15 protein-coding genes are annotated in these 21,324 nt (G+C 60.9%); 4 read left to right on the forward strand and 11 right to left on the reverse strand.

The genetic code is table 11. The features are described 5' to 3' along the window. The first annotated feature begins 28 nt into the window (after positions 1-28). On the forward strand, positions 29-907 hold the full coding sequence (locus GTP46_RS22335) for a LysR family transcriptional regulator (RefSeq protein WP_161008828.1): 879 nt from the start codon (positions 29-31) through the stop codon (positions 905-907). Between the two features lies 1 nt (position 908). Here GTP46_RS22335 and GTP46_RS22340 read toward each other — a convergent pair whose 3' ends face one another. The 5 genes from GTP46_RS22340 to GTP46_RS22360 all read right to left on the reverse strand — a co-directional run bounded on the left by GTP46_RS22340 (position 909) and on the right by GTP46_RS22360 (position 9,543). Then, complete coding sequence (locus tag GTP46_RS22340; RefSeq protein WP_161008829.1) at positions 909-1,943, reverse strand: S41 family peptidase; 1,035 nt, start codon at positions 1,941-1,943, stop codon at positions 909-911. Positions 1,944-2,050: 107 nt separating this feature from the next. Beyond that, positions 2,051-3,154, reverse strand: coding sequence for a patatin-like phospholipase family protein (locus GTP46_RS22345; RefSeq protein WP_229259057.1), 1,104 nt, complete (start codon positions 3,152-3,154; stop codon positions 2,051-2,053). Positions 3,155-3,221: 67 nt separating this feature from the next. After that, the gene (locus GTP46_RS22350; RefSeq protein WP_161008830.1) at positions 3,222-4,676 is read right to left on the reverse strand and encodes a catalase; all 1,455 of its coding nucleotides are present in this window, start codon (positions 4,674-4,676) and stop codon (positions 3,222-3,224) included. Positions 4,677-4,778: 102 nt separating this feature from the next. Next, complete coding sequence (gene cphA, locus GTP46_RS22355) at positions 4,779-7,349, reverse strand: cyanophycin synthetase (protein ID WP_161008831.1); 2,571 nt, start codon at positions 7,347-7,349, stop codon at positions 4,779-4,781. 31 nt (positions 7,350-7,380) lie between these two features. Beyond that, complete coding sequence (locus tag GTP46_RS22360; protein ID WP_161008832.1) at positions 7,381-9,543, reverse strand: cyanophycin synthetase; 2,163 nt, start codon at positions 9,541-9,543, stop codon at positions 7,381-7,383. A 216-nt stretch (positions 9,544-9,759) separates the two neighbouring features. Here GTP46_RS22360 and GTP46_RS22365 point away from each other — a divergent pair, with 216 nt between their 5' ends. The 3 genes from GTP46_RS22365 (at position 9,760) to GTP46_RS22375 (ending at position 13,167) form a co-directional block, all read left to right on the forward strand. Continuing rightward, positions 9,760-12,018, forward strand: coding sequence for a cyanophycin metabolism-associated ABC transporter (locus GTP46_RS22365; RefSeq protein WP_161008833.1), 2,259 nt, complete (start codon positions 9,760-9,762; stop codon positions 12,016-12,018). Between the two features lies 1 nt (position 12,019). Continuing rightward, positions 12,020-12,487 carry a cyanophycin metabolism-associated DUF1854 family protein gene (locus tag GTP46_RS22370; protein ID WP_161008834.1) on the forward strand — a complete coding sequence of 156 codons (468 nt, stop codon included), beginning with the start codon at positions 12,020-12,022 and terminating at the stop codon, positions 12,485-12,487. A 215-nt stretch (positions 12,488-12,702) separates the two neighbouring features. Then, on the forward strand, positions 12,703-13,167 hold the full coding sequence (locus tag GTP46_RS22375; protein ID WP_161008835.1) for a hypothetical protein: 465 nt from the start codon (positions 12,703-12,705) through the stop codon (positions 13,165-13,167). A 101-nt stretch (positions 13,168-13,268) separates the two neighbouring features. Here the strand turns inward: GTP46_RS22375 and GTP46_RS22380 are convergent, their stop codons facing one another. The 6 genes from GTP46_RS22380 to GTP46_RS22405 all read right to left on the reverse strand — a co-directional run bounded on the left by GTP46_RS22380 (position 13,269) and on the right by GTP46_RS22405 (position 21,291). Further along, on the reverse strand, positions 13,269-13,499 hold the full coding sequence (locus GTP46_RS22380; protein ID WP_161008836.1) for a hypothetical protein: 231 nt from the start codon (positions 13,497-13,499) through the stop codon (positions 13,269-13,271). 181 nt (positions 13,500-13,680) lie between these two features. Next, positions 13,681-14,970 (reverse strand): sugar MFS transporter, encoded by a 1,290-nt coding sequence (locus GTP46_RS22385; protein WP_161008837.1) that lies wholly within the window; start codon positions 14,968-14,970, stop codon positions 13,681-13,683. Positions 14,971-14,993: 23 nt separating this feature from the next. Then, positions 14,994-17,516, reverse strand: coding sequence for a glycoside hydrolase family 3 protein (locus GTP46_RS22390; RefSeq protein WP_161008838.1), 2,523 nt, complete (start codon positions 17,514-17,516; stop codon positions 14,994-14,996). Between the two features lie 33 nt (positions 17,517-17,549). After that, positions 17,550-18,917, reverse strand: coding sequence for a GH1 family beta-glucosidase (locus tag GTP46_RS22395; protein ID WP_161008839.1), 1,368 nt, complete (start codon positions 18,915-18,917; stop codon positions 17,550-17,552). A gap of 5 nt (positions 18,918-18,922) precedes the next feature. Next, the gene (locus GTP46_RS22400; RefSeq protein WP_161008840.1) at positions 18,923-20,194 is read right to left on the reverse strand and encodes a glycoside hydrolase family 5 protein; all 1,272 of its coding nucleotides are present in this window, start codon (positions 20,192-20,194) and stop codon (positions 18,923-18,925) included. Between the two features lie 77 nt (positions 20,195-20,271). Next, positions 20,272-21,291: a LacI family DNA-binding transcriptional regulator gene (locus GTP46_RS22405; protein ID WP_161008841.1), complete on the reverse strand. Its 1,020-nt coding sequence runs from the start codon at positions 21,289-21,291 to the stop codon at positions 20,272-20,274. Between the last annotated feature and the right edge of the window lie 33 nt (positions 21,292-21,324).

Raw genomic sequence — 21,324 nt, forward strand, 5'->3', positions numbered from 1 at the left:
AAATTCTCAACTTCCAGTCGTTATATTCATGGACCTGCGATCACTGCGCTACTTCGTCGAAACCGTCCGTCTGAACAGTTTTACGCAGGCGGCGGAAAGTTTGCACGTCACGCAATCGACCATCAGCAAGATGGTGCGGCAATTGGAAGAGGAAGTTGGCGCGCAGCTGCTGATACGCGAAGGCCGCCGATTAACGCTGACCGACACCGGAAATGTGGTCTACGAACGCGGCGTGGAAATGCTGGCCACCATGCGCCAACTGGCGACCGAAGTGCGCGACACGCAGGCGCTGGAACGCGGCCATCTCACGGTCGGTATCCCACCGATGATCAACCTGCTGTTCACGCCAGTGCTGAAGGCCTTCCGCCAGCGCCATCCCAACATCACACTGACATTGCAGGAAGACGCCGGCCAGGCGATAGAACGCCAGGTGGCGCAAGGCGATCTGGAAATTGGCCTGACAGTGCTGCCGGCCGATCCGGCATTGGGATTGCAGTCGTCGCCGATTGCCAGCTACCCGATCTGGGCGCTGGCCGCGCGCAACACCTTCCAGAAAAACCGCACCACGCTGAAACTGAAGTCGCTGGCGAAAACGCCGCTGGTGCTGCTGAAAGACGATTTCGCCATGACCCGCGCGCTGCGCACAGCCTTTGCCGAAGCGGGCTTCGAGCCGCAGATCGCCGCGCAGAGCGGCCAGTGGGACTGGCTGGTGGCGATGGCCTCCGCCGGCATGGGCGTCGCCCTGCTGCCGGAGCCCTTCATCCACCGGCTGGCCATCGGCCATCTCGATGCAGTGAAGCTGGTCGATCCCGAACTGCCATGGCAACCAGCCCACGTGTGGCGCGGCACTTACCTCTCGCACGCGGCGCGCGCGTGGCTGGAAGTCTGCGACGACGTACTAGGCTAAGTTACAAAGCAGCTTCCAGCTCCGCGAGTTTTTTCTCCAGGACGGACCGCTCTCGTGGATCGACATTTTGCAGCACCTGACGCAGCGCCAATGCATTTGCTTTAACCAGGGCCTTATCGGAGGCGATAGCCACATCGGGCTTAACGCCAGAACCTTCCCAATCGCCTTTTGTGATCGGGTTAATCGAGCGTCCCACCGGGATCACGGCGATTAAGTTCGTATCGATGCGGAATGGCTGGATAGGATGCGCGCCGCCTCCCGTGGTTTCACCAACGACCGTGATGCGCTTGATCGCCTGGAGGTTGTACGTAAAATCTTCAGCTGCAGAGAAGGTCTCGCCGCTGGTCAGCACATACACTGGCTTGTCCGCACCAAAGTGCGCGCCCGGAACGGCAGGGTCGCTCCAGAAGGAATTGGTCTCATTATCAGCACGGTAGTAGATGTCCGAGAGATGGATCTTCTTATCGCCAAGCAGATAACTCGCCAGATGCGCCACCATGCGCGGATCGCCGCCGTGGTTGTCGCGCAGATCGATAATCATCGCGTTCCCGTTGGCTGACAGATTCATGGCCGCCGTAGCAGCTGCCTTGGCGATATCCGCTTCAAAGAAGCCGTTTAACTTGAGATACATGATATTTCCGTGCAGGCGCTCCACCTTCTCAAACGAGAAGTTCATGTATTTTCCAAACTCGGTCATACGCTGCCGCATCTCGGCAGGCATGCCTTGCGTGGGAGATGGGCGAGGCCGGTCAGGTAGCGCGTTGGGGACGAAGCGGACGCTCAAGTGCTTGTCCGGGTGGGCCGCCTGGATATGAGCGGTCAGTAGTTCGGCGAATTCTGCATCCGTCGAAGCTTTATCGTAGTCGCCCTTACGCAAATGATCGCGGACGGCGGCAGCCATCTTGCCTCCTTCGTCCGCGTAAATATATTTGTCGGACAGGCGCTGGGCTAACAGATCGACAGTAGCTGCCTTGTCTGCAGCGCGGGCGGTGATGGCGCTGAAGATCATGACTGCTGCGAGAAGGAATTTACGCATGAGACTTTGACTCCATAAAAGTGATCGTGCTGGTAGCTTAGCTGTTGATTTATTATCAAATCAGCTGATGCGACGAGCAGCCACTTTCATGGCGTAAAACGCCTTTATCATGCGACCAGTTCGTGGATCGCGATGCCCTCGATAGGATCGATAGGCTGGTCCCACGGGCGCTGCTTGATGAAACGCTGCGTGTCATCGTAACCGGCCTGCCAGCGGGCGCGGATGCCGGCGGCGCTGAAGTCGATGTCCTTGGTGTGGTCCTCGTTGCCGATGCGCGGTGCGCGCAGCGAGACTACGTGCATGTCGGTGCCGCAGCCCCATGATGCGAGGTCGCGCACTTCCTGCGATGCCAGTTCTTCCGGCGGCAGATGCTTGGTCAGTTCGCGGATCACATGGCGCAGGCGGTGCAGCTTGCGCTGCTGTTCGATATTGCTGGCGCGGCTGGCGTACTGGATTTCCTTGTGCTTATCCAGTACATCGAGCACGCTTTCCGGCTCACTGCCGTCCGGGTTCCACACTTGCACCGAGAAGATCACCGAACTGCGGCGCGGTTCATCGTCGAGCACCGCTTCTATCGGCGTATTGGAGTAAATGCCGCCGTCCCAGTATGGCTCGCCGTCGATGCGCACCGCAGGGAAGGCTGGCGGCAGCGCGCCAGACGCCATCACATGCTCCACGCACAGCGGCTCGCGGCGCGTGTCGAAGTAGCGCATCGCACCGCTGCGGGCATTCACCGCGCCCACCGTCATGCGCATATGCTTCGCGTTGAGGTAATCGAAATCGACCAGATCCATCAAGGTGTTACGCAGAGGCGTGGTCTGGTAAAAGGAGGCATGCTCCACGCCGACGCGCGCTTCGGGATTCCACCATGAGGTCAAATTCGGCTCAAAGAAAGCCGGTATGCCCTGCCCCACTGTAATCGCATTCGCCACCGCGCGCGGCATGGCGTCAAAACCGAAGGAATTACGCTCCATGCGATGCCAGAATTCGCGCAGCCGATCCAGCCGCTGCTCGGGCGGATTGCCCGCAATGAGCGCGCCATTAATCGCGCCGATGGACGTGCCGATCACCCAATCGGGCTCTATGCCTGCTTCATGCAAGGCCTGGTAGACGCCAAGCTGGTAGGCGCCCAAAGCGCCGCCGCCCTGCAAGACCAGAACGATCTGGCCCGGCAAGGCGGAAGATGGTGGACAAGCGGGATGAGACTTCAAGTCGGACCTCCACGGTGCACTGCAACATTACGATTGTAGTGCACTTCGCGGCGGCCAGCCGTGGTCTTTAGGCCACGTTGACGCCACGCGCTTTTAATGCTGCGCGCACGCCGGCGCCGTAGGCGGCATCGGCTTGATCAAAGTGCGCCAGCTGGCGGGCGATGATCTCGGCGCTGACCTGGCTCAATGGACCGGCGATGTTGTTGAACAGCTTATGCTGCGCATCGGCCGGCATCAGGCGGAACAAGTCACCGGCCTGGGTGTAGTCATCTTCCTTGCCCCGACCGTCGTAGCGGCCAGCCGCGCCGTCCAGCGCCAGCGGTGGTTCGCCGTGGCCCATGCCGTGCGGATTACTGCCGTTGGACTGCACCGGATCGTAGTTGACCGACGCGCTGCCGTTGGCGCCCGCCATCGCACCGTCACGCTGCTGGTTGTGGAACGGGCAGCGTGGCGCGTTCACCGGCAAGTGCTGATGGTTGGTACCGACGCGGTACAACTGCGCGTCGTGGTAAGCGAACAAGCGCGCTTGCAGCATCTTGTCCGGCGAGTAGCCCATGCCCGGTACCACGTTCGATGGCGACAACGCAGCCTGCTCCACTTCCGCGTGGTAGTTGACCGGATTGCGGTTCAACTCCAGCACGCCGACGGGGATCAGCGGGAAGTCTTTGTGCGGCCAAACCTTAGTCAGGTCGAACGGATTCCAGCCGGTGCGCGCTTCCCATGCCGCCAGTTCGGCTTCGGTGGCCACTTGCAGCTTGACCGCCCAGCGCGGGAAGTCGCCAGCGGCGATGGCGCCAAACAAGTCACGCTGCGCGTAGTCTGGATCTTCACCGGCGAGACGCGTCGCATCGGCAGCCGACAGGTTCTTGATGCCTTGCTGGGTCTTCAAGTGCCACTTGACGTAGACGCGTTCACCAGCCGCGTTAATCAGGCTGAAAGTGTGGCTGCCAAAGCCGTCCATGAAACGATAGCCATCCGGCGTGCCGCGATCGGAAAACAGCATCGTCACTTGGTGCAGACTTTCCGGGGTCTTGCTCCAGAAGTCGAACATCATGGTTGGCGATTTCAGATTGGTCTGCGGGTCGCGCTTTTGGGTGTGGATGAAGTCCGGGAACTTGATGCCGTCTTTAATGAAGAACATCGGCGTGTTATTCCCGACCAGATCCCAGTTGCCTTCCTCGGTGTAGAAGCGCAGCGCAAAGCCGCGTGGATCGCGCTCGGTATCAGCGCTGCCCTTCTCGCCGCCCACGGTAGAAAAGCGCACAAAGGTCTCGGTCTGCTTGCCCACCGCTGCGAACAATTTGGCCTTGGTGTATTGGCTGATGTCGTGGGTGACAGTGAAGGTGCCGTAGGCGCCCGAGCCTTTGGCGTGTACCACGCGCTCAGGAATGCGCTCGCGGTTGAAGTGCTGGAGTTTTTCGATCAGGTGGAAGTCTTGCAGCAGCACCGGGCCACGTGGGCCGGCGGTCAGGGAATTCTGGTTGTCGGCGACTGGGATGCCGGATGCGGTGGTGATTTTCATGACAATGACCTCTCGTTGTTTGATAGCGTAGAGCTATTCTAAACAACGAGCGTCATATGTAAAATCTATTTATATCTATGGAATCGATAGATATAAACTAAACTATGCTTCTTTGATACGCTTGGCGATGTGGGCCAGCGCGTCTTCCACCTGGTCGATCAGGATCAGGCACAGGTCGCCGTCTTGCAGGCGGGACAGCGCCGTATCGATGGCCTTGAATTCGCCGTAGATTTCCTCGATGTGTGAAGTGCGCGGTGCGCCGTTCAGGCCGGAGCGCAGCAGCGCGACAACCTCGCCATCGACACGGCCACGCTGGCAGGCATCTTCATACAGCAGCACGTCGTCAAACGCGCGGCCGAGGATTTCGGTCTGCTGCGTGATGTCCTGGTCGCGGCGGTCGCCGGCGCCCGAGATCACCACCACGCGGCGCTTGGCCGGCATGGTCTCCACAGCCTTCACCAGCGCCAGAATCGCGTCCGGATTGTGGCCGTAGTCGGCGATCAGCGTCGCGCCTTTGTAATCGAACACGTTGAAGCGACCCGGCGCATTGTCGGAATCATTGGCGAAGGTTTTCAGGCCGAGACGGATCGCGTCCCAGCTGATGCCCACGCCCCATGCCGCAGCCACCGACGCCATCACGTTCTCGACCTGGAAGCCAATCGCGCCATTGCGGGTGATCGGCACGGCCGACAGCGGAATGGTGTGCTGCTCGCGGCCTTCTGCTGCCACGATGTGGCCATCTTCCACGTACACGGTGCGGCTGCCCTGCGCCAGATGCGTGGCGATCACAGGGTGCGTGCGGTCGGCGCCGAAGAAGATTACCTTGCCGCGGCAATTTGCAGCCATGCCGGCAACGATAGGATCAACTGCGTTCAGCACCGCGAAGCCGCTCTCCGATACGTTCTGCACGATCACGCGCTTGAGTACCGCCAGGTCTTCCACGGTGGTGATGTAATTCAGGCCCAGGTGGTCGCCCATGCCGATGTTGGTGACGACTGCGACCTGGCAGCGGTCGAAGGCCAAGCCTTCACGCAGGATGCCGCCACGCGCGGTTTCAAACACCGCCGCATCAACGTCAGGGTGCAGCAGCACGTTGCGCGCGCTGCGTGGACCGCTGCAATCGCCGCTGTCGGTCTGGCGGCCTTCGATGTAGACGCCGTCGGTATTGGTCATGCCGGTACGCAGGCCGCTGGCAGTCAGCAGGTGCGCGATCAGGCGCACGGTAGTGGTCTTGCCGTTGGTGCCAGTTACCGCCACCACTGGAATGCGACCGTTCTCGCCCGGTGCAAACATGGTGTTGACGATAGCCTCGCCCACCGCGCGGCCTTTGCCGAACGATGGCGCAATGTGCATGCGCAGGCCAGGTGCGGCGTTCACTTCCACCACGCCGCCGCGTTGATTCTCAATCGGCGACAGCACGTTGTCGCACACCACGTCCACACCGCACAGATCGAGGCCGATCATTTGCGCCGCTTCCACCGCGCGTGCCGCTACTTCAGGATGCACGTCGTCGGTGACGTCGGTGGCGGAACCGCCGGTCGACAGGTTGGCGTTGTTACGCAGGATGACGCGCTGGCCGTGGGCCGGCACCGAATCCGCCTGCAGGTCTTGCAGCGCCAGGCGCGCAATCGCAATATCATCGAAGCGGATTTTGGTCAGCGAAGTCGAATGGCCAGAGCCGCGGCGCGGGTCGGCATTCACGATGTCCACCAGCTCACGCACGGTGTGCTTGCCGTCGCCCACCACTTGCGGTGGATCGCGGCGCGCAGCGGCCACCAGCTTGTTGCCGATAACGAGCAGGCGATAATCGTGGCCTGGCAGGTAGCGCTCGACCATCACATCGTCGCGGAATTCTTTGGCGGTGCGGAAGGCGGCTTCGAGGTGTTCCTTGGTCATGATGTTGACCGTTACGCCCTTGCCCTGATTGCCGTCCTTTGGTTTCACCACCACCGGCAGACCGATTTCCTGCGCGGCTTTCCAGGCGTCGGCTTCATCTTCCACCGAGCGGCCGATAGGCACCGGCACGCCCGCTGCGTGCAGCAGCTTCTTGGTCAGTTCCTTGTCCTGCGCGATGGTCTCGCCAATCGCACCGGTGGTGTCCATTTCAGCAGCCTGGATGCGGCGCTGTTTCGAGCCCCAGCCGAACATCACCATCGAGCCTTCGGTCAGGCGGCGGAATGGAATATCGCGCACCACAGCGGCGTTGACGATGGCGCCGGTGCTTGGGCCGAGGCGCACGTCTTCATCCAGATCAGCCAATTCTGCCAGCGCTGCGGCCAAATCAAACGGCGTATCAGCCAATGCGGCGTTGATCAGGTTTTCCGCCAGTTCCACGGCACGGCGACCGACTGCTTCTTCGGTGTATTCGACCACGGTCTGGTAGATGCCATCTTCCAGCGTCGCAGTGGTGCGGCTGAAGGTGACCGGGCAACCAGCTTGCGCTTGCAGGCTCAATGTCGCCACTTCAAGCACGCGGGCTAGCGGCACGGCGTCCGAGGTGCCGGTCGGACGCAAGGCGCCGATGGTGCCAAAGCGCTCGCGCAGGCGCTGCTCAAAGCCGGCCAGCGTGGCGATCGATTGTTCTTCCGGCGGGCACGAAACGATGACTTCCACCGCGGTGTGGTGGCTCCACAGGTTCGGGCCACGAAGGGCGCGGGTGCGTATGACTTCCATATGACTCTTCTTGTTCTTTCTGTGATTTCGATCAGTGATGCGTTTTCTTCGGCGACGCTTCCCACGTGCGCAAGCCGGCGCCGATCAGGTCCGCCGTCAGACCCAGCGCCCAGCCGGCGGCAATCGCGGCCAGCACGGCTTCCGGCGGCACCAGCGGCGACAACGGCAGGCTCGCGACTTCGGCGTCGCCATTGGCCATCACGATACAGTGGGCACGCTGGAATACCACGCGCTTGCCATCCTGGCGGTGCGCGGCGATGGCTACCAGGTGCTCGTCGGCGCCGTAGAAAATCACTTCGCCGTCGCACAAGTCGGCCATCTCCACCACTTGCGGATCGGCGGCGTTCAGCACCGCAGCGCCGCTCGGCAGCACCACGTCCACTTGCGTGCGCAGCACGTTGTACAGCTTATCCAGGCTCTCGATGTGGAAGTCGCTGACGTCTTCAAAGTCGCTGACATCCGTCACCACGCCGACGGCGCATTTATCGTAGGCCAGGCCTTCGGCCAGGATCATGCGCGCGCTCGATTCGAACACACCTGCTTCCACGCTCTTGTTGAGCAGCAGGCGCTCGCCGGTTTCCCATTCACTCAAGCCATCCAGCGGCAGCTCGCGGCCGTTGACGAACAAGCCGTCGGCGCACGTCAGGCCGGTTTTCTTGCCGCTGATTTGCAGCAGCCACGCGATCAGGCGCGCGGTCATGGTGGTGCCATGCTTGCCGCTGACGCCAACGATCGGCATGCGGCCAGTGGCTTCGCCGAACAGGTGTTCAACAATCGCTTCGCCGACGTTGCGTGGTTCGCCCACGGCCGGCTTCAGGTGGGCCAGCAGGCCCGGGCTGGCGTTGACTTCGATGATAGCGCCGCCAGTTTCGTCCAGCGGACGCGAAATGTCGGAGGTCACCAGGTCGATGCCAGCGATGTCCAGGCCGACCACGCGCGCCGCCAACGCCGCCGCTGCGGCCACTTGCGGGTGAACTTTGTCGGTGACATCGACTGCCACATTGCCGTTCGGCTGGATCAGCACTTTCACGCCCTCGGCCGGCACGGAGTCGTGCGTCAGGCCCTGGCGCTGCAGTTCCAGCACGATCTCGCCCGATTCACGCGGCGTCACGCGGCCCAGCGGGAATTCCTCGGTATCACCACGGCGCGGGTCGGTGTTGATCTGGCTGTCGCACAGTTGCAGCACGGTGGATTTGCCGTCGCCGGTGACCCACAGCGATTCACCAGCGGCAGCAGCCACCACGCGGCGGCCCACTACCAGCAGGCGGTGTTCGTCGCCGACGATGAAGCGTTCGACGATCACGCTGCTGCTGTCACCCTCTTTTGCGGCCAGCGCATAGGCGGCGGCGATGTCGGCTTCGGTGCTCAGGTTGAGCGAAACGCCACGGCCATGATTGCCGTCGTATGGCTTCAGTACCACTGGCAGGCCGATGTCTTGCGCGGCATCCCAGGCTTGTTCGGCGCTGCGTACCAGCTCGCCTTCCGGCACCGGCACGCCGCAGGACGAGATCAGGGTCTTGGTCAGGTCTTTGTCGCTGGCGATGCCTTCGGCGATGGCCGAGGTGTGTTCGGTTTCAGCGGTCCAGATGCGGCGCTGCGCGGCGCCATGGCCCAGCTGCACCAGGTTGCCATCGGTCAGGCGGATGTGCGGGATCTTGCGCACGCCGGCAGCATCGACGATGTTGCCGGTGCTTGGACCGAGACACAGGCTCTCGACCATATCGGTCAGTTTTTCAACGGTGGCGGCCAGATCGTAAGGCTGGTCTTCGATCATCGCCATCAGCAGGTCGCGGCCGGCGGCCAGCGCGGCGCGGCCGACTTCTTCCTGGCGGGTGCGAAAAGCCATTTTATACAGGCCGGTGTCTTCGCCGATCTGGCGGGTCTTGCCGAAGCCAGTCTTCATGCCAGCCAGGTTTTGCAGCTCCAGCACCACGTGTTCGAGGATGTGGCCGGCGTAGGTGCCGTCGCGCAGGCGTTCGAGGAAGCCGCCGTGCTCGCCCACGCCGCAGCGGTGGACGATCAGCCCCGGCAGGATCGCCGTCAGGCGCTCATACAAACCGGGCAGCAAATTCGAGGGAAAGTTCTCCAGCTCGCCGATATCCAGCCACGCCTCGATCACTGGGCGATACGTCCAGATGTTGGGGCCGCGCAAGTGGGTCACGCGGAGAACTTCAATGTCTTTCTTCTTAGTCATGTATTGATTCTTGTAACTTTGTTATCGGCTTAGCCAGCACGCGCCGCGTATTTTAAACCCTTGAACCCTGTATCCCGGGCAGGCTGCTGTGCGGTATACTTGCCGCCACAGCAAAACATCCGGTTTTATTGTTTTCTGTCAAATGTTTGATCACTGACAGAATACCGTAAATAAGCCGTTATAACAGCCCTTTTCCCCACCGGAGCAAGCCTCACGATGACAACCGAACAACTTTCCACCGTATCCAGCACAGGCGATCTTCCAGAACGCTGGCGTTCCGAGATACAGGCACAACTTTCCCAAGGGGAAAACGCAGTAAGTGCCCTGGAGGTTGACTTGGATCAGCAACTTCGTTTTTCCAAGGGGATAATTGTGGTCACACCGGGCCGTGTGCTGGCCCGCGCGCCGGGTGCATCCGGCTGGGAATCGTGGCCGTTTGCGCCGGATCTGGTGCTGAGACACCACGATCACGCCGGCGTCGGCCATCTGGAGCTGGTAAATGCGCACGGCCGCCTTGGCGCGTGGCGTTTCACACTGGGCCAGAATTTGTCGGCTATCCGCCTGGTCGAACAATTCGATGCGCACCTCGACAGCCATTCGACCGGCCAGCCTGTGGTGCAAGAAGAGAAAAATATCTGCCCTAGCTGCAAGGCGCCGCTGGAGCCCGACCAGGAAGAATGCCCGGTCTGCACCAAGGTGGTCTACACGCCGCCGTCGACCTGGACCCTGTTCCGCCTGTGGCGCTTCGCCAAGCCATATAAATGGCAGCTGGCGCTGGGCTTCACGTTCATGCTGCTGTCTACCGGCGCCCACCTGATTCCACCCTACCTGACCATCCCGCTGATGGACAATGTGCTGATTCCGTACCAGAACGGCAAGGCGGTCGATCCATCGCTGGTGGTGATGTACATGTCTGGCTTGGTCGGTGCCTCGATACTGGCGTGGATTTTCGGCTGGGGCAAGACCTATGTGCTGGCGCTGGCCTCGGAGCGCATAGGCGCCGACCTGCGCACCACCACCTATGAACATTTGCTGCAGCTGTCGCTGGAATACTTCAGCGGCAAGCGCACCGGCGATTTGATGTCGCGGATAGGCTCGGAGAGTGACCGCATCTGCGTGTTCCTGTCACTGCACCTGCTGGACTTCCTGTCCGACTGCCTGATGATCGTGATGACTGGCGTGATCCTGTTCAATCTCGATCCATGGCTGGCCATCTGCACGCTGGCGCCGCTGCCGTTCATCGCCTGGATGATCCACCTGGTGCGCGACCGCCTGCGCACCGGCTTTGAAAAGATCGACCGCGTGTGGGGCGAAGTCACCAACGTGCTGGCCGATACGATTCCCGGCATCCGCGTGGTGAAGGCCTTTGCGCAGGAAGCGCGCGAGGCCAACCGCTTCCGCACCGCTAACAAACATAACCTGGCAGTCAACGACAAGTTGAACAAGGTGTGGTCGCTGTTCTCGCCGACCGTGTCCTTCCTGACGGAACTTGGGCTGCTGGTGATCTGGGTGTTTGGTATTTATCAGGTCTCGAAAGGCAATATCACGGTAGGTGTGCTGTCGTCATTCGTGGCCTACGCCAGCCGCTTCTATGGCCGCCTGGATTCGATGAGCCGTATCGTGTCGGTGACGCAGAAATCGGCGTCGGCGGCCAAGCGTATTTTCGATATCCTCGACCACGTATCGTCGGTGCCGGAGCCTGTGAATCCGGTCAAGCTGGGCAAGATCAAGGGCGACATCAGCCTGCGCGAAGTCGGCTTCCGCTACGGCAACCGCGCGGTTAATCGCGGCATTAATCTCGATATCAAAGCGGGCCAGATGGTGGGTCTGGTGGGCCATTCGGGCTCCGGCAAATCCACGCTGGTCAACCTGATCTGCCGTTTCTACGATGTGGCGGAAGGCGCGATCCTGCTGGATGGCGTGGATATCCGCACCTTTGCAGTGTCGGACTATCGCCGCAATATCGGCTTGGTGCTGCAGGAGCCATTCCTGTTCTTCGGCACCATCGCTGAGAATCTGGCGTACGGCAAACCGGGAGCGACGCGCGAAGAAATCATCGCCGCTGCACGCGCAGCGCATGCGCACGAATTCATCCTGCGCCTGCCGCAAGGTTACGACTCGATGGTCGGTGAACGCGGCCAAGGCCTGTCGGGCGGTGAACGTCAACGTATCTCGATTGCACGCGCCTTGCTGATCGATCCGAAGATCCTGATCCTCGACGAAGCCACCGCCTCGGTGGACTCGGAAACCGAAAAAGAAATCCAGCGCGCGCTGGACAACCTGGTGCAAGGCCGCACCACCATCGCGATTGCGCACCGTCTGTCTACTTTGCAGAAAGCAGACCGCTTGGTCGTGCTGGATCGCGGCGTGGTGGTGGAAGATGGTCCGCACGATGAACTGATGGCCCTCGAAGGCGCTTACTATCGTCTGTATCAGGCGCAAGCGCGCAATGCGGAACTGGCCAAGGAAGAATAAGATGACGAAGCAATTTGAACTGACCCGCAATCCCTTCGGCAAGCTGGTGCTGACCACCACCGAAGGCGTGGTGCACGAAGGCGTCTCGCCGGTGCGCGCCTTCCCGGTGCAAGCGCCGGAGGACGGCATCTCGCTGCTCAATGGCGACGGCAAAGAAGTAGCATGGATCGAACGCATTAGCGACCTGCCTGCAGCGATCGGCGCCTTGGTCAGCGAAGAACTGAGCGGCCGCGAATTCATGCCTGAAATCGCCCGCATCAATAGCGTGACCAGCTACGCCACGCCGTGCACCTGGTCCGTAAAAACTGATCGCGGCGATACCGAATTTGTGCTGCGCGGCGAAGAGGACATTCGCCGTTTAACCATCGATACGCTGCTGATCACCGACATCCACGGCATCCACTACCTGATCCGCGACCTGCGCGATCTGGACAAGCACAGCAAAAAAATCATCGACCGCTTCCTCTAAGCGCATCAGCCTTTCCCAACTGATCCATCGCAATGCAGGCGTTTAAAGCGCCTGCATGATGGAATCGTGCGCCCATCAAGAAGGCGCTGAAAGGCATACAATGAATTTCCTCGAACCGAAGTCTCATTTCCCGTAGCGCCCGCCTCCCAAACGGAAACGCAAACGCCGCAAGCCCGCGCCGCCCAATCCGCAGCCCAAGAAGGAGGAAACTGACCATGGATGAAGATAAGGACGAGCTCTACTTCATATTCCGCTACGGGCAACGGCTGTGCCAACGCACAGCCCGCTTCTACCGTCGCATCCAGACCACGCTTATCTTCATGAGCCTGCTTGCCGGCAGCAGCGCGGTGGCCACCTTGGCAGCACAAATGCCAACGCTATCGGCTTGGCTGCTGGCGACATTCGCCGTGTTTGGTTGCATAAACCTTGCCATTCGACCGGCGGAGCGTATTGCAGCCAACGAAGCCGACGTCAGGAAATATGGCGCACTGCTCGCCAAACTAAATCTGCTGGATCCGCCGGCCCTCCAGCAACTACTCGACGAAGCGCGGCAATCCGACACGAACGAGGTTGAGCATCTACGGCCCGCGGCTTTCAACGATGTTGTAATGGAAATCGATGAGCCGGATGCCGTGATTCCGCTGACTCGCATACAGCGCTTGATTGGCGCCTTGGCTTGATTACTGCGGCAAGTGCTGGCGCAGGGCGTCGATGAAGGCGTCAGGTTTGTCGAGGCTGAGGTAGATTTTCGAATACCGGCCGCCCTCGCGCAGGCGGATTTCTACGTTGATGCTGCCCATCTGGCGGTAGCGCAGGATTCGAACAAAGCAAACGGCGCGAAGCCGCGCTTACCGAAGCGGCTGTGAATCGCCTGCGCCAGCGCTTCATCCGCATTCCCGCTAAAGCGCAGCAAGGTTTTTACACGGCGCACCAGCAGCACCATCAAGTACACCTCCAGCACACTCTCGGCCAGTACCAGCAGCATCCAGTAGCCCTGGATATCGCGCGCCACTCCGCCATTTTGCGGCCATAATCATTGGCGACAAACGGCACGCGGAAAAAGAAGTAATGCGCGGTGAGCGTCACCGCTACGATCAAGGCAAACCACTGCTTCCTGCTTAACGCGCCAACCATATGCACACTCCCATAAAAAAAGCTCCCCGCAGGGAGCTTTTGAGCGATCAAGGTAACCCTTATTTTTCGCTGTACATATTAGCGTATTTCAGGCCGAACCACAGGATGAAGGTGTAGCACGCAGCCGGCACCAGGAAGGACAGTTGCAGGCTGATGGTGTCAGCCAGCAGGCCTTGTGCGAACGGCACCAGCGCGCCGCCGACGATGGCCATGCACAATACGCCCGAACCTTGGCCGGTCAGTGGTCCCAGCTTGTTCAAGGCCATCGAGAAGATGGTCGGGAACATGATGGAGTTGAACAGGCCAACCGCCAGAATCGCCCACATCGCCACCGAGCCACCGCTGAAGATGGCCAGCAGCACCAGCAGGATCACCGCTGCCGCGTTAAAGGCCAGTGCCTTGCCCGGGCTGATGGTGCGCATCACAGCGAAGCCGATGAAGCGGCCGATCATCGCACCGCCCCAGTAGAAGCTGACATAGTGCGCAGCATCCGCCGCCGCCAGGCTGGCGACTTTGGCATCGCCCAGGAAGTTGATCAGGAAGCTGCCGATACTGACTTCACCGCCCACGTACAGGAAGATCGCCACCGCACCCAGCGCCAGATGGCGGTGTTTCAGTACCTCTTTGAAGCCGCTTTGCGCGCCATTGCCTTCTGCCTCCGCGATCTTAGGCAGGCGTGCCAGCGCAAACAGGATGGCCAGCACCAGCAGCGCCGCTGCCAGCGCCAGATACGGACCTTGCACAGCTGCCGCTTCCTTGGCGTGATACGCAGCCTGCTCCACCGCCGGCAGCTTGGCCAGGTCGTCGGCGCTCAGCACCACGCCGCCCAAAATCAGCATGCCGCCCAGCGTAGGCGCCACGGTGGTGCCCAGCGAGTTGAAGGCCTGGGTCAGGGTCAAACGGCTCGACGCGGTGCGCGGATCGCCCAGCACTGCCACGTAAGGATTAGCCGCCACCTGCAGGATGGTGATGCCACTCGCCAGCACAAAGAAGGCAATCAGGAACAGCGTGTAGCCGCTGGTCGCCGCTGGATAGAACAGCGCGCAACCGGCCGCCGCAATGGTCAGGCCAGCCACGGCGCCGTGCTGGTAGCCGAGCTTTTTAATCAGCATACCGGCTGGCAGCGACACGATGAAGTACGCGCCGAAGAAGCAGAATTGCACCAGCATCGCCTGCACATAGCTCAGCGTGTAGACCGCCTTCAGGTGCGGAATCAGCACGTCGTTCAGTGAGGTCAGCAGACCCCACATGAAGAACAGGATGGTGACGATGACCAGCGGCACGGTATTCCCGCCTGCCGACTGCGACTGCCCGGATGCTACCGGGGCAGCTTGCGAATAGTGTTCCATACTTTTACCTTCTCCTCGTTTTTTTATTTAAAGTCCCCACACGCCAGCGCATCCTTGTCCTTGGCAGCGCCGCCAACGATCTGGATGTTGGCAAACGTCGCGGCGAACGGTGCGTCGGCGCTCACGCTGAACGGCGTACTCAAAGCGGCCAGCGACAAGCCTTTGGCGCTGAAGCACGACAGAGGGATTTTGACCGTCTGCTTGCCCTTGCCCGCCAGTTGCTGGAATACAGCGCTGGCGTCCAGCTCCACCGTCTCGATGCCGATAGCGACCTTGCCCTGCGGCGCAGCCGACACGATGGCGTCAAATTGCAACGCGCCATCTGTACTGGCGTATGCCGGCAGTTTGATCGCCTTGCGACCCTGCGCCTCCAGTTTCGCCGCACCGGTCCAGGTCAGGCGCTTGGCGTCCTGCTGGGTGTTGATCTGGGCAGTTTCCACTTTGACGGTCGGCAGGTTGAACACGGCGTTCAGGTCTGCACCCAGCGCCACGCGCTGGCCGCCGCTGCTCACATATAAGCTGTAAGTCGAGCGGTCCGTTGGATTGTACACTGGTACTGCCGTAGTTTTGCTACAACCACCATCAGGATAGCTAGTATCGAGCTGTGGCAGAGTGTTTTTGCTGTTGTAGTTCAAGCCAAAACCGAATTTGAACAACGGGTCGTAATTGGCGTCGCCGAGGTTCAGCGGTGTCTGGCAAGCCGACTTCGGCCACGAGAAGGACAGCTTGCCGCGGAAGTCGACATTCACTTTGCCGTTCGCCTTGCGGAACAGGACATCGGTCACGCCCTTGCCCTCGGTGCCCGGCAGCCAGGCGGCCACAAAGCTGTCCGACAGGTTGAGCAGATCGTTGGTGTACAGCGGACGGCCGGTAATCGCCAGCGTCACCACCGGCTTGCCTTTGCCCGATACGGCTAGCAGCACTGCCAGGTCTTCCGGATGACGGCCGCTCAGGCGCAGCGTGCCCGCTGGGCCGATGTCGCCATCGCCTTCAGCGTAAGGCGTTTCGCCGATCACTGCGATCACGGCGTCGAACTTGCTGACGTCAACGCCGGCGGCGTTTTCGCTGAAGGTGACATTGTCCTTGCCAGCGACTTCCTGGATCGCGGTCAGGATGGTGTCGCTGTATGGGTAGTCGCTGTTCTGGTTGTCGGTGCCCTGCCAGGTCAGCGACCAGCCGCCCGACTGGTTGGCCATGTTGTCAGCCGACTTGCCGACCACGAGGATCTTTTTGCCGCGTACCAGTGGCAGCACGTTGCCGTTATTCTTCAGCAGCACCAGCGACTCCTGCACCGCCTTGCGCGCCAGTGCGCGATCTTGCAGCGCTTCCTGCTTGCCGGCGTAGATGTTCTGCGACGGCTTCTTGCCGTCGAACAGGCCGGAACGCAGTTTCACGCGCAGGATGCGGGTCACGGCATCGTCGATGCGCGACATTGGAATCTCGCCCTTCTCTACTTGCGCAATGGTGTTGGCGATAAAGGTCTTCCATTTTTCCGGCACCATCACCAGGTCGACACCAGCGTTGATCGAAGCGGCACAGCTGTCTTCCGCGCAGCCCGGAACTTCGGTGATGGCGTTCCAGTCGCTGACGATCAGGCCATCGAAGCCCATCTTCTCTTTCAACGCCACGGTCAGCAGCTCGCGGCTGCCGTGCATCTTGCCGTGGTCCGTGCTGCCTTTGACGTCGTTCCAGCTATTGAAGGATGCCATCACGGTCTGCACGCCCGCTTGCAGCGCCGGGTAGTAACCCTGCGCGTGGATATTGATCATCTCCGACATGGTGGACTGGTTGACGCCACGGTCCTTGCCCTCCGCCGTGCCGCCGTCGCCGACGAAGTGCTTGGCGGTGGCCACTACGGAGTTATCGGATTTCAGGTCACCCTGCAGGCCTTTGACGTAGCCGGCGGCGTACGATTTGACGACGGACGGATCTTCCGAGAAGCTCTCGTAAGTGCGGCCCCAGCGATCATCGCGCACCACGGCCAGCGTTGGCGCGAACACCCAGTCGATACCGGTGGCGCGTACTGCCTTCGCCACCGACTTGGCCATGTCGGCCACCAGCTTAGGATCGCGCGCAGCACCGAGGCCGATGTTATGCGGGAACAGCGTGGCGCCGTACATATTCGAGTTGCCGTGCATGGCATCGATGCCCCAGATAACCGGGATCTGCACCTTCATGTCGGTGCTCATCGAAGCGTCGTAGTAAGCGTCGGCCAGCTTGACCCAGTCAGCGGCGCTGGCGTGCTTGTTATTCTGCGGCCAGCTACCGCCGCCATTCAGCACGGAGCCGATGTAGTAGTTGCGGATGTCTTCCGGCGTGCTGAATTTGATTTCCGGCTGCGTCATCTGGCCGACCTTCTGCGCCAGCGTCATACCGGCCACGATCTGCTTGATCTTTGCTTCCATCGCCTTGTCCTGCTTGACGGCGCTGGTGATGTGCGGCCAGTCGGTCAGCGGTTTTTCAGCTGGTGCGGCGATGGCGTTGGCACCGAGTGCCAGGGTAGCTGCCAGTACGGCGCGGCGCAGGATGTGGTTATGCGAATTCATTCAGTCTCTCTCCGTTGGTGTTATCAGTTGCTATCAGTTCGCACCGCGCACAAAGGCGCTGTACCATTCGCCGCTTTGTTTGACGATGCGGCGTTGCGTTGCGTAGTCGATGTAAGTGAGGCCGAAGCGGCGCAGATAGCCCTCCGCCCATTCAAAGTTGTCCAGCAGGCTCCAGGCGAAGTAACCTTTGATCTTGCCGCCGGCTGCAATCGCGTCGCGCATGGCGGCCAGGTGGCGGATCAGGTAATCGCGGCGCGCAGTGTCGGTGACGGCGCCGTCAGCGCTCAGGTGATCGTCGTAGGACGAACCGTTTTCGGTGACGTACAAATCGCCGGTTGGATAATCGCGGGCCACGCGTTCCAGCAGCGAGATCAAACCTTCCGGCGAGACTTCCCAGCCGAAGTCGGTGCGCTGGCGGTCTTGCGGATAGACGATGCGGGTGCGCAGCGGATATTCATCCGGCGCATCCACCACCTCTTCCGGGAAGTAGTAGTTCACGCCAAGGAAATCGCACGGTACGGCGATGGCGTCCATGTCGCCCGCTTCCACCACCGGCGCATCCTTGCCCACCAGCGCCAGCGCTTCCGCCGGATAGCCACGGCCATACAGCGTATCGAGGAACCAGCGGTTGCGCAGCGCGTCGTGACGCGACACGGCGGCGATATCGGCCGCGCTGTCGCTGTGTGCTTTCACCGGATGCAGGCTAAGGGCGATGCCGACCTTAGCGCCCGGCACATTGGCGCGGATCAGCGGCACGGCACGGCCGTGCGACACCAGCACGTTGTGGCAGACCTGCAGCGCCAGCGGCAGCGACTTGTTGCCCGGTGCGTGCATGCCGTCCCAGTTGCCATGCATGGCGGTGCACCACGGTTCGTTGTGGGTGATCCAGTGCTTGATGCGATCACCCAGGTGCCTGGTCATGACGTCGACGTAGTGCAGGTAAGCGTCGATGGTGGCGCGGTTGTTCCAGCCGCCTTGATCTTCGAGGTACTGCGGCAAATCCCAGTGATATAGCGTGCACCATGGCTGCAGGCCGCGCGCCAGCATGCCGTCCACCAGCTTCGAATAAAACTCCAAGCCCTTCGCATTAGGCTCCGCATCCACACCGTTGAAGATGCGTGTCCACGCGATCGAGAAGCGATACGAATTCAATCCCATCGCCTGCGCCAGATCGAGATCCTCTTCCCAGCGGTGGTAGTGGTCGCAGGCCACGGCACCGGTCGCGCCATCGCGGATCTTTCCCGGCGTCGCAGCGAAGGTATCCCAGATCGACGGCACGCGGCCATCTTCAGCAGCAGCGCCTTCAATCTGGTAAGCCGAAGTAGATACGCCCCACAGGAAGTCGCTGGCAAAATCGGAGCGCTTGATCGCCGTTGGCAAGTCAGTAAGAATCATGGTCATAGTTTTTATTTGGCGAAGGGAGTCGGTGGTACGGCGGAGTTCATCCACTTGATGGCGGTTTGCTGCGGTTGATACGGCACGCTGCCGAACAGTCGGAATAACTTTTCGATGTCGGCCAGTGAGGCCGTGGTGAAATCCAGTTTCGGTATGGCGGCGTTGGGCGCGTTGGTGACGAGGCCCCAAGTGCCCTTGCCCTGCCCGCCCTTGTTGGTGACGACTTTCCAGGCCCACGCGGTCGAGGCCCAGCCATTGGCGACGTAAGTGTCGTAGGTGACGCGCATGACTTGTCCGCCATGCTCCGCGCCCATGAAGGCCCACGGCTGGAATTCGCCGACGAAGAAGGCGGTGTTCAAGCCATCCAGCTTGGTCTTCCACTTGCAAACGTTGTCACCTTCGCCCGTGCATTGCAGCCAGCCTTGGTGCACGGCCAGTCCCGGCTTGCCCCATCCAAAGTGGCCGGGATACGGATGCATTTCGAAGGCGACGTTGCTCATGCCATGGTCGGACGGCTTGCCGTAAGCGTCGATGCCCTTGTTATGGCCGGGCAGGATGATGACGTGGTTCTGGTCCACTTCGCGGATCGCCTTGTACAGCGTGCCCATGACGACGGCCAGGTTTTCCGGCGTGGTGCCCCATGGTTCGTTCAGGATGCTGTAACCGGCGACCGCGCCGCGATCCTTGTAGCGCATGGCAATCTGCTGCCACAGCCAGATGGTGCGTTCCTGATCTTCCGCGCTGTCCCAGTATTTGTTCTGGCCTGCACAGCCGCTGTGATGTTCCCAGCCCTGGCTGCCGACGGCGCCATGCAAATCGAGGATCACATAGATGCCGCGCTGCTCCGCTTCATCGATCACGCGGTCCAGATACTTCCACGCGTCGGCGCGCAGATGGCGCGGATTCTTTTCATCTTCGATCACGCTGTAGATGAATGGCAGGCGCACCAGGTTCAAATTCATCTTGCGCAGCAGGTCCCAGTCGCGTGGCTTGATCCAGTTATCGCGAAAGAGCCCATATAAACGCTGGCGTTCTTCGTAGCCGAAGCGCTGATCGAGCACTGCTTCCAGCTTGCACTGATCGTCGACGGCCTTGGTCTCCTGCCCCATCATCCAGAACTCCTGAATGAGGTAGTTACCGAGGTTGACGCCGCGTAGCGCCGGTTGCTTGCCGCTGGCGTCCAGCCACTGCCTACCCTCGGTGTGCAGCATCGGCAGCGCGGCCTGCGCCTGCGCGGCGGCGGCCAGCAGCAAGGCGGTACTGAACCATCGTTTTATGTGCATGCCATCCTCATCATGGAATCGTTTCCAAGTCAATCTAAAAAAAGAGCATGCGACAGGCGCGTGCTCTTTTTAATTCTTTACTTCGTTTTACCCGCTACCGCTGCTACCGATGCCCGTTGCGCCACATGCAGTTGGTATTCCCGCACCACCGGACGCTTCAAGTCGTAGCACTGGTTGAGCAAATAATTCAAGCCATTCATGGTCATCTCACTCCACGGGATATGCACGCTGGTGAGCTGCGGCGCGGTGAATTCTGCGCTGTGCGTATCATCGTAGCCGAGTACCGACACCTGCCCCGGAATTTGCACTCCGGCCTTCTGGAACATCGACAAGGCGCCCACCGCCATCTCATCATTGGCGCAAAATACCGCCGTAAATTCTTCGCCCGACTGCAGCAGCTTTTCCGCGCAAGCCAGGCCGCCTTCCGGCGTGAACTCGCCGTCGGCCATCCACATCTTGCGGGTGTCCACGCCCGCCGCTTCCAGCTCCGCCTTGAACCCGGCGATACGCTGCAAGTTGTCAGGCGCCGCCGCGCGGCCGGCAATTACCGCAATCTTGCGGTGGCCCAGTTCCAGCAAGGTACGCGCGGCAAGCCGTCCGCCGGCATCGTGGTCCACCGTGAAGCACTGCTCGCTGATACTCGGGAAGTCCTGGTTAATTACCACCACCTTGGACTGGAACGGGCCCAGCGCCGTAAAGTCTTCATCTTCCATCGCGTTGCTCATCACGATCAAGCCATCGCTACCGCGCTCGATCAGGAAGTTCAAGCCATCGATGGCCTGGTTGCGCGCATCGCCGTCGCCGACGCCGAATGCCACCACCATGTTCAAACCGGCCTCGCGCAGCGCCGTGTAAATCGACTGCAAAATCGGCGTGTAGAACGTCCCGCTCAGGTACGGGATGTACACACCGATCATCTGCGAACTTCCCGACAGCAGCGAGCGCGCCGCATGCGATGGCCGGAATTCCAGCTCCTCGATCGCTTTGCGCACCTTGTCCACCGTGGCCTGCGATACCGATCCCTTGCCGCTGATAACGCGCGAGGCGGTGCCCAGTCCCACGCCCGCCAAGCGGGCTACGTCTTTGATGGTTGCCACGAGTTCCTTTATCCGTTCAGTCTATGCGGCGGC

The sequence above is a fragment of the Duganella flavida genome, assembly GCF_009857445.1.
Lineage (GTDB): Bacteria > Pseudomonadota > Gammaproteobacteria > Burkholderiales > Burkholderiaceae_D > Rugamonas > Rugamonas flavida.

Bases quoted from the DNA above. Each gene is read 5' to 3' on its own strand.
- GTP46_RS22335 (WP_161008828.1), top strand. From the start codon at position 29: ATGGACCTGCGATCACTGCGCTACTTCGTCGAAACCGTCCGTCTGAAC.
- GTP46_RS22340 (WP_161008829.1), bottom strand. From the start codon at position 1,943: ATGCGTAAATTCCTTCTCGCAGCAGTCATGATCTTCAGCGCCATCACC.
- GTP46_RS22350 (WP_161008830.1), bottom strand. From the start codon at position 4,676: ATGAAAATCACCACCGCATCCGGCATCCCAGTCGCCGACAACCAGAAT.
- cphA (WP_161008831.1), bottom strand. From the start codon at position 7,349: ATGGAAGTCATACGCACCCGCGCCCTTCGTGGCCCGAACCTGTGGAGC.
- GTP46_RS22360 (WP_161008832.1), bottom strand. From the start codon at position 9,543: ATGACTAAGAAGAAAGACATTGAAGTTCTCCGCGTGACCCACTTGCGC.
- GTP46_RS22365 (WP_161008833.1), top strand. From the start codon at position 9,760: ATGACAACCGAACAACTTTCCACCGTATCCAGCACAGGCGATCTTCCA.
- GTP46_RS22370 (WP_161008834.1), top strand. From the start codon at position 12,020: ATGACGAAGCAATTTGAACTGACCCGCAATCCCTTCGGCAAGCTGGTG.
- GTP46_RS22375 (WP_161008835.1), top strand. From the start codon at position 12,703: ATGGATGAAGATAAGGACGAGCTCTACTTCATATTCCGCTACGGGCAA.
- GTP46_RS22385 (WP_161008837.1), bottom strand. From the start codon at position 14,970: ATGGAACACTATTCGCAAGCTGCCCCGGTAGCATCCGGGCAGTCGCAG.
- GTP46_RS22390 (WP_161008838.1), bottom strand. From the start codon at position 17,516: ATGAATTCGCATAACCACATCCTGCGCCGCGCCGTACTGGCAGCTACC.
- GTP46_RS22395 (WP_161008839.1), bottom strand. From the start codon at position 18,917: ATGACCATGATTCTTACTGACTTGCCAACGGCGATCAAGCGCTCCGAT.
- GTP46_RS22400 (WP_161008840.1), bottom strand. From the start codon at position 20,194: ATGCACATAAAACGATGGTTCAGTACCGCCTTGCTGCTGGCCGCCGCC.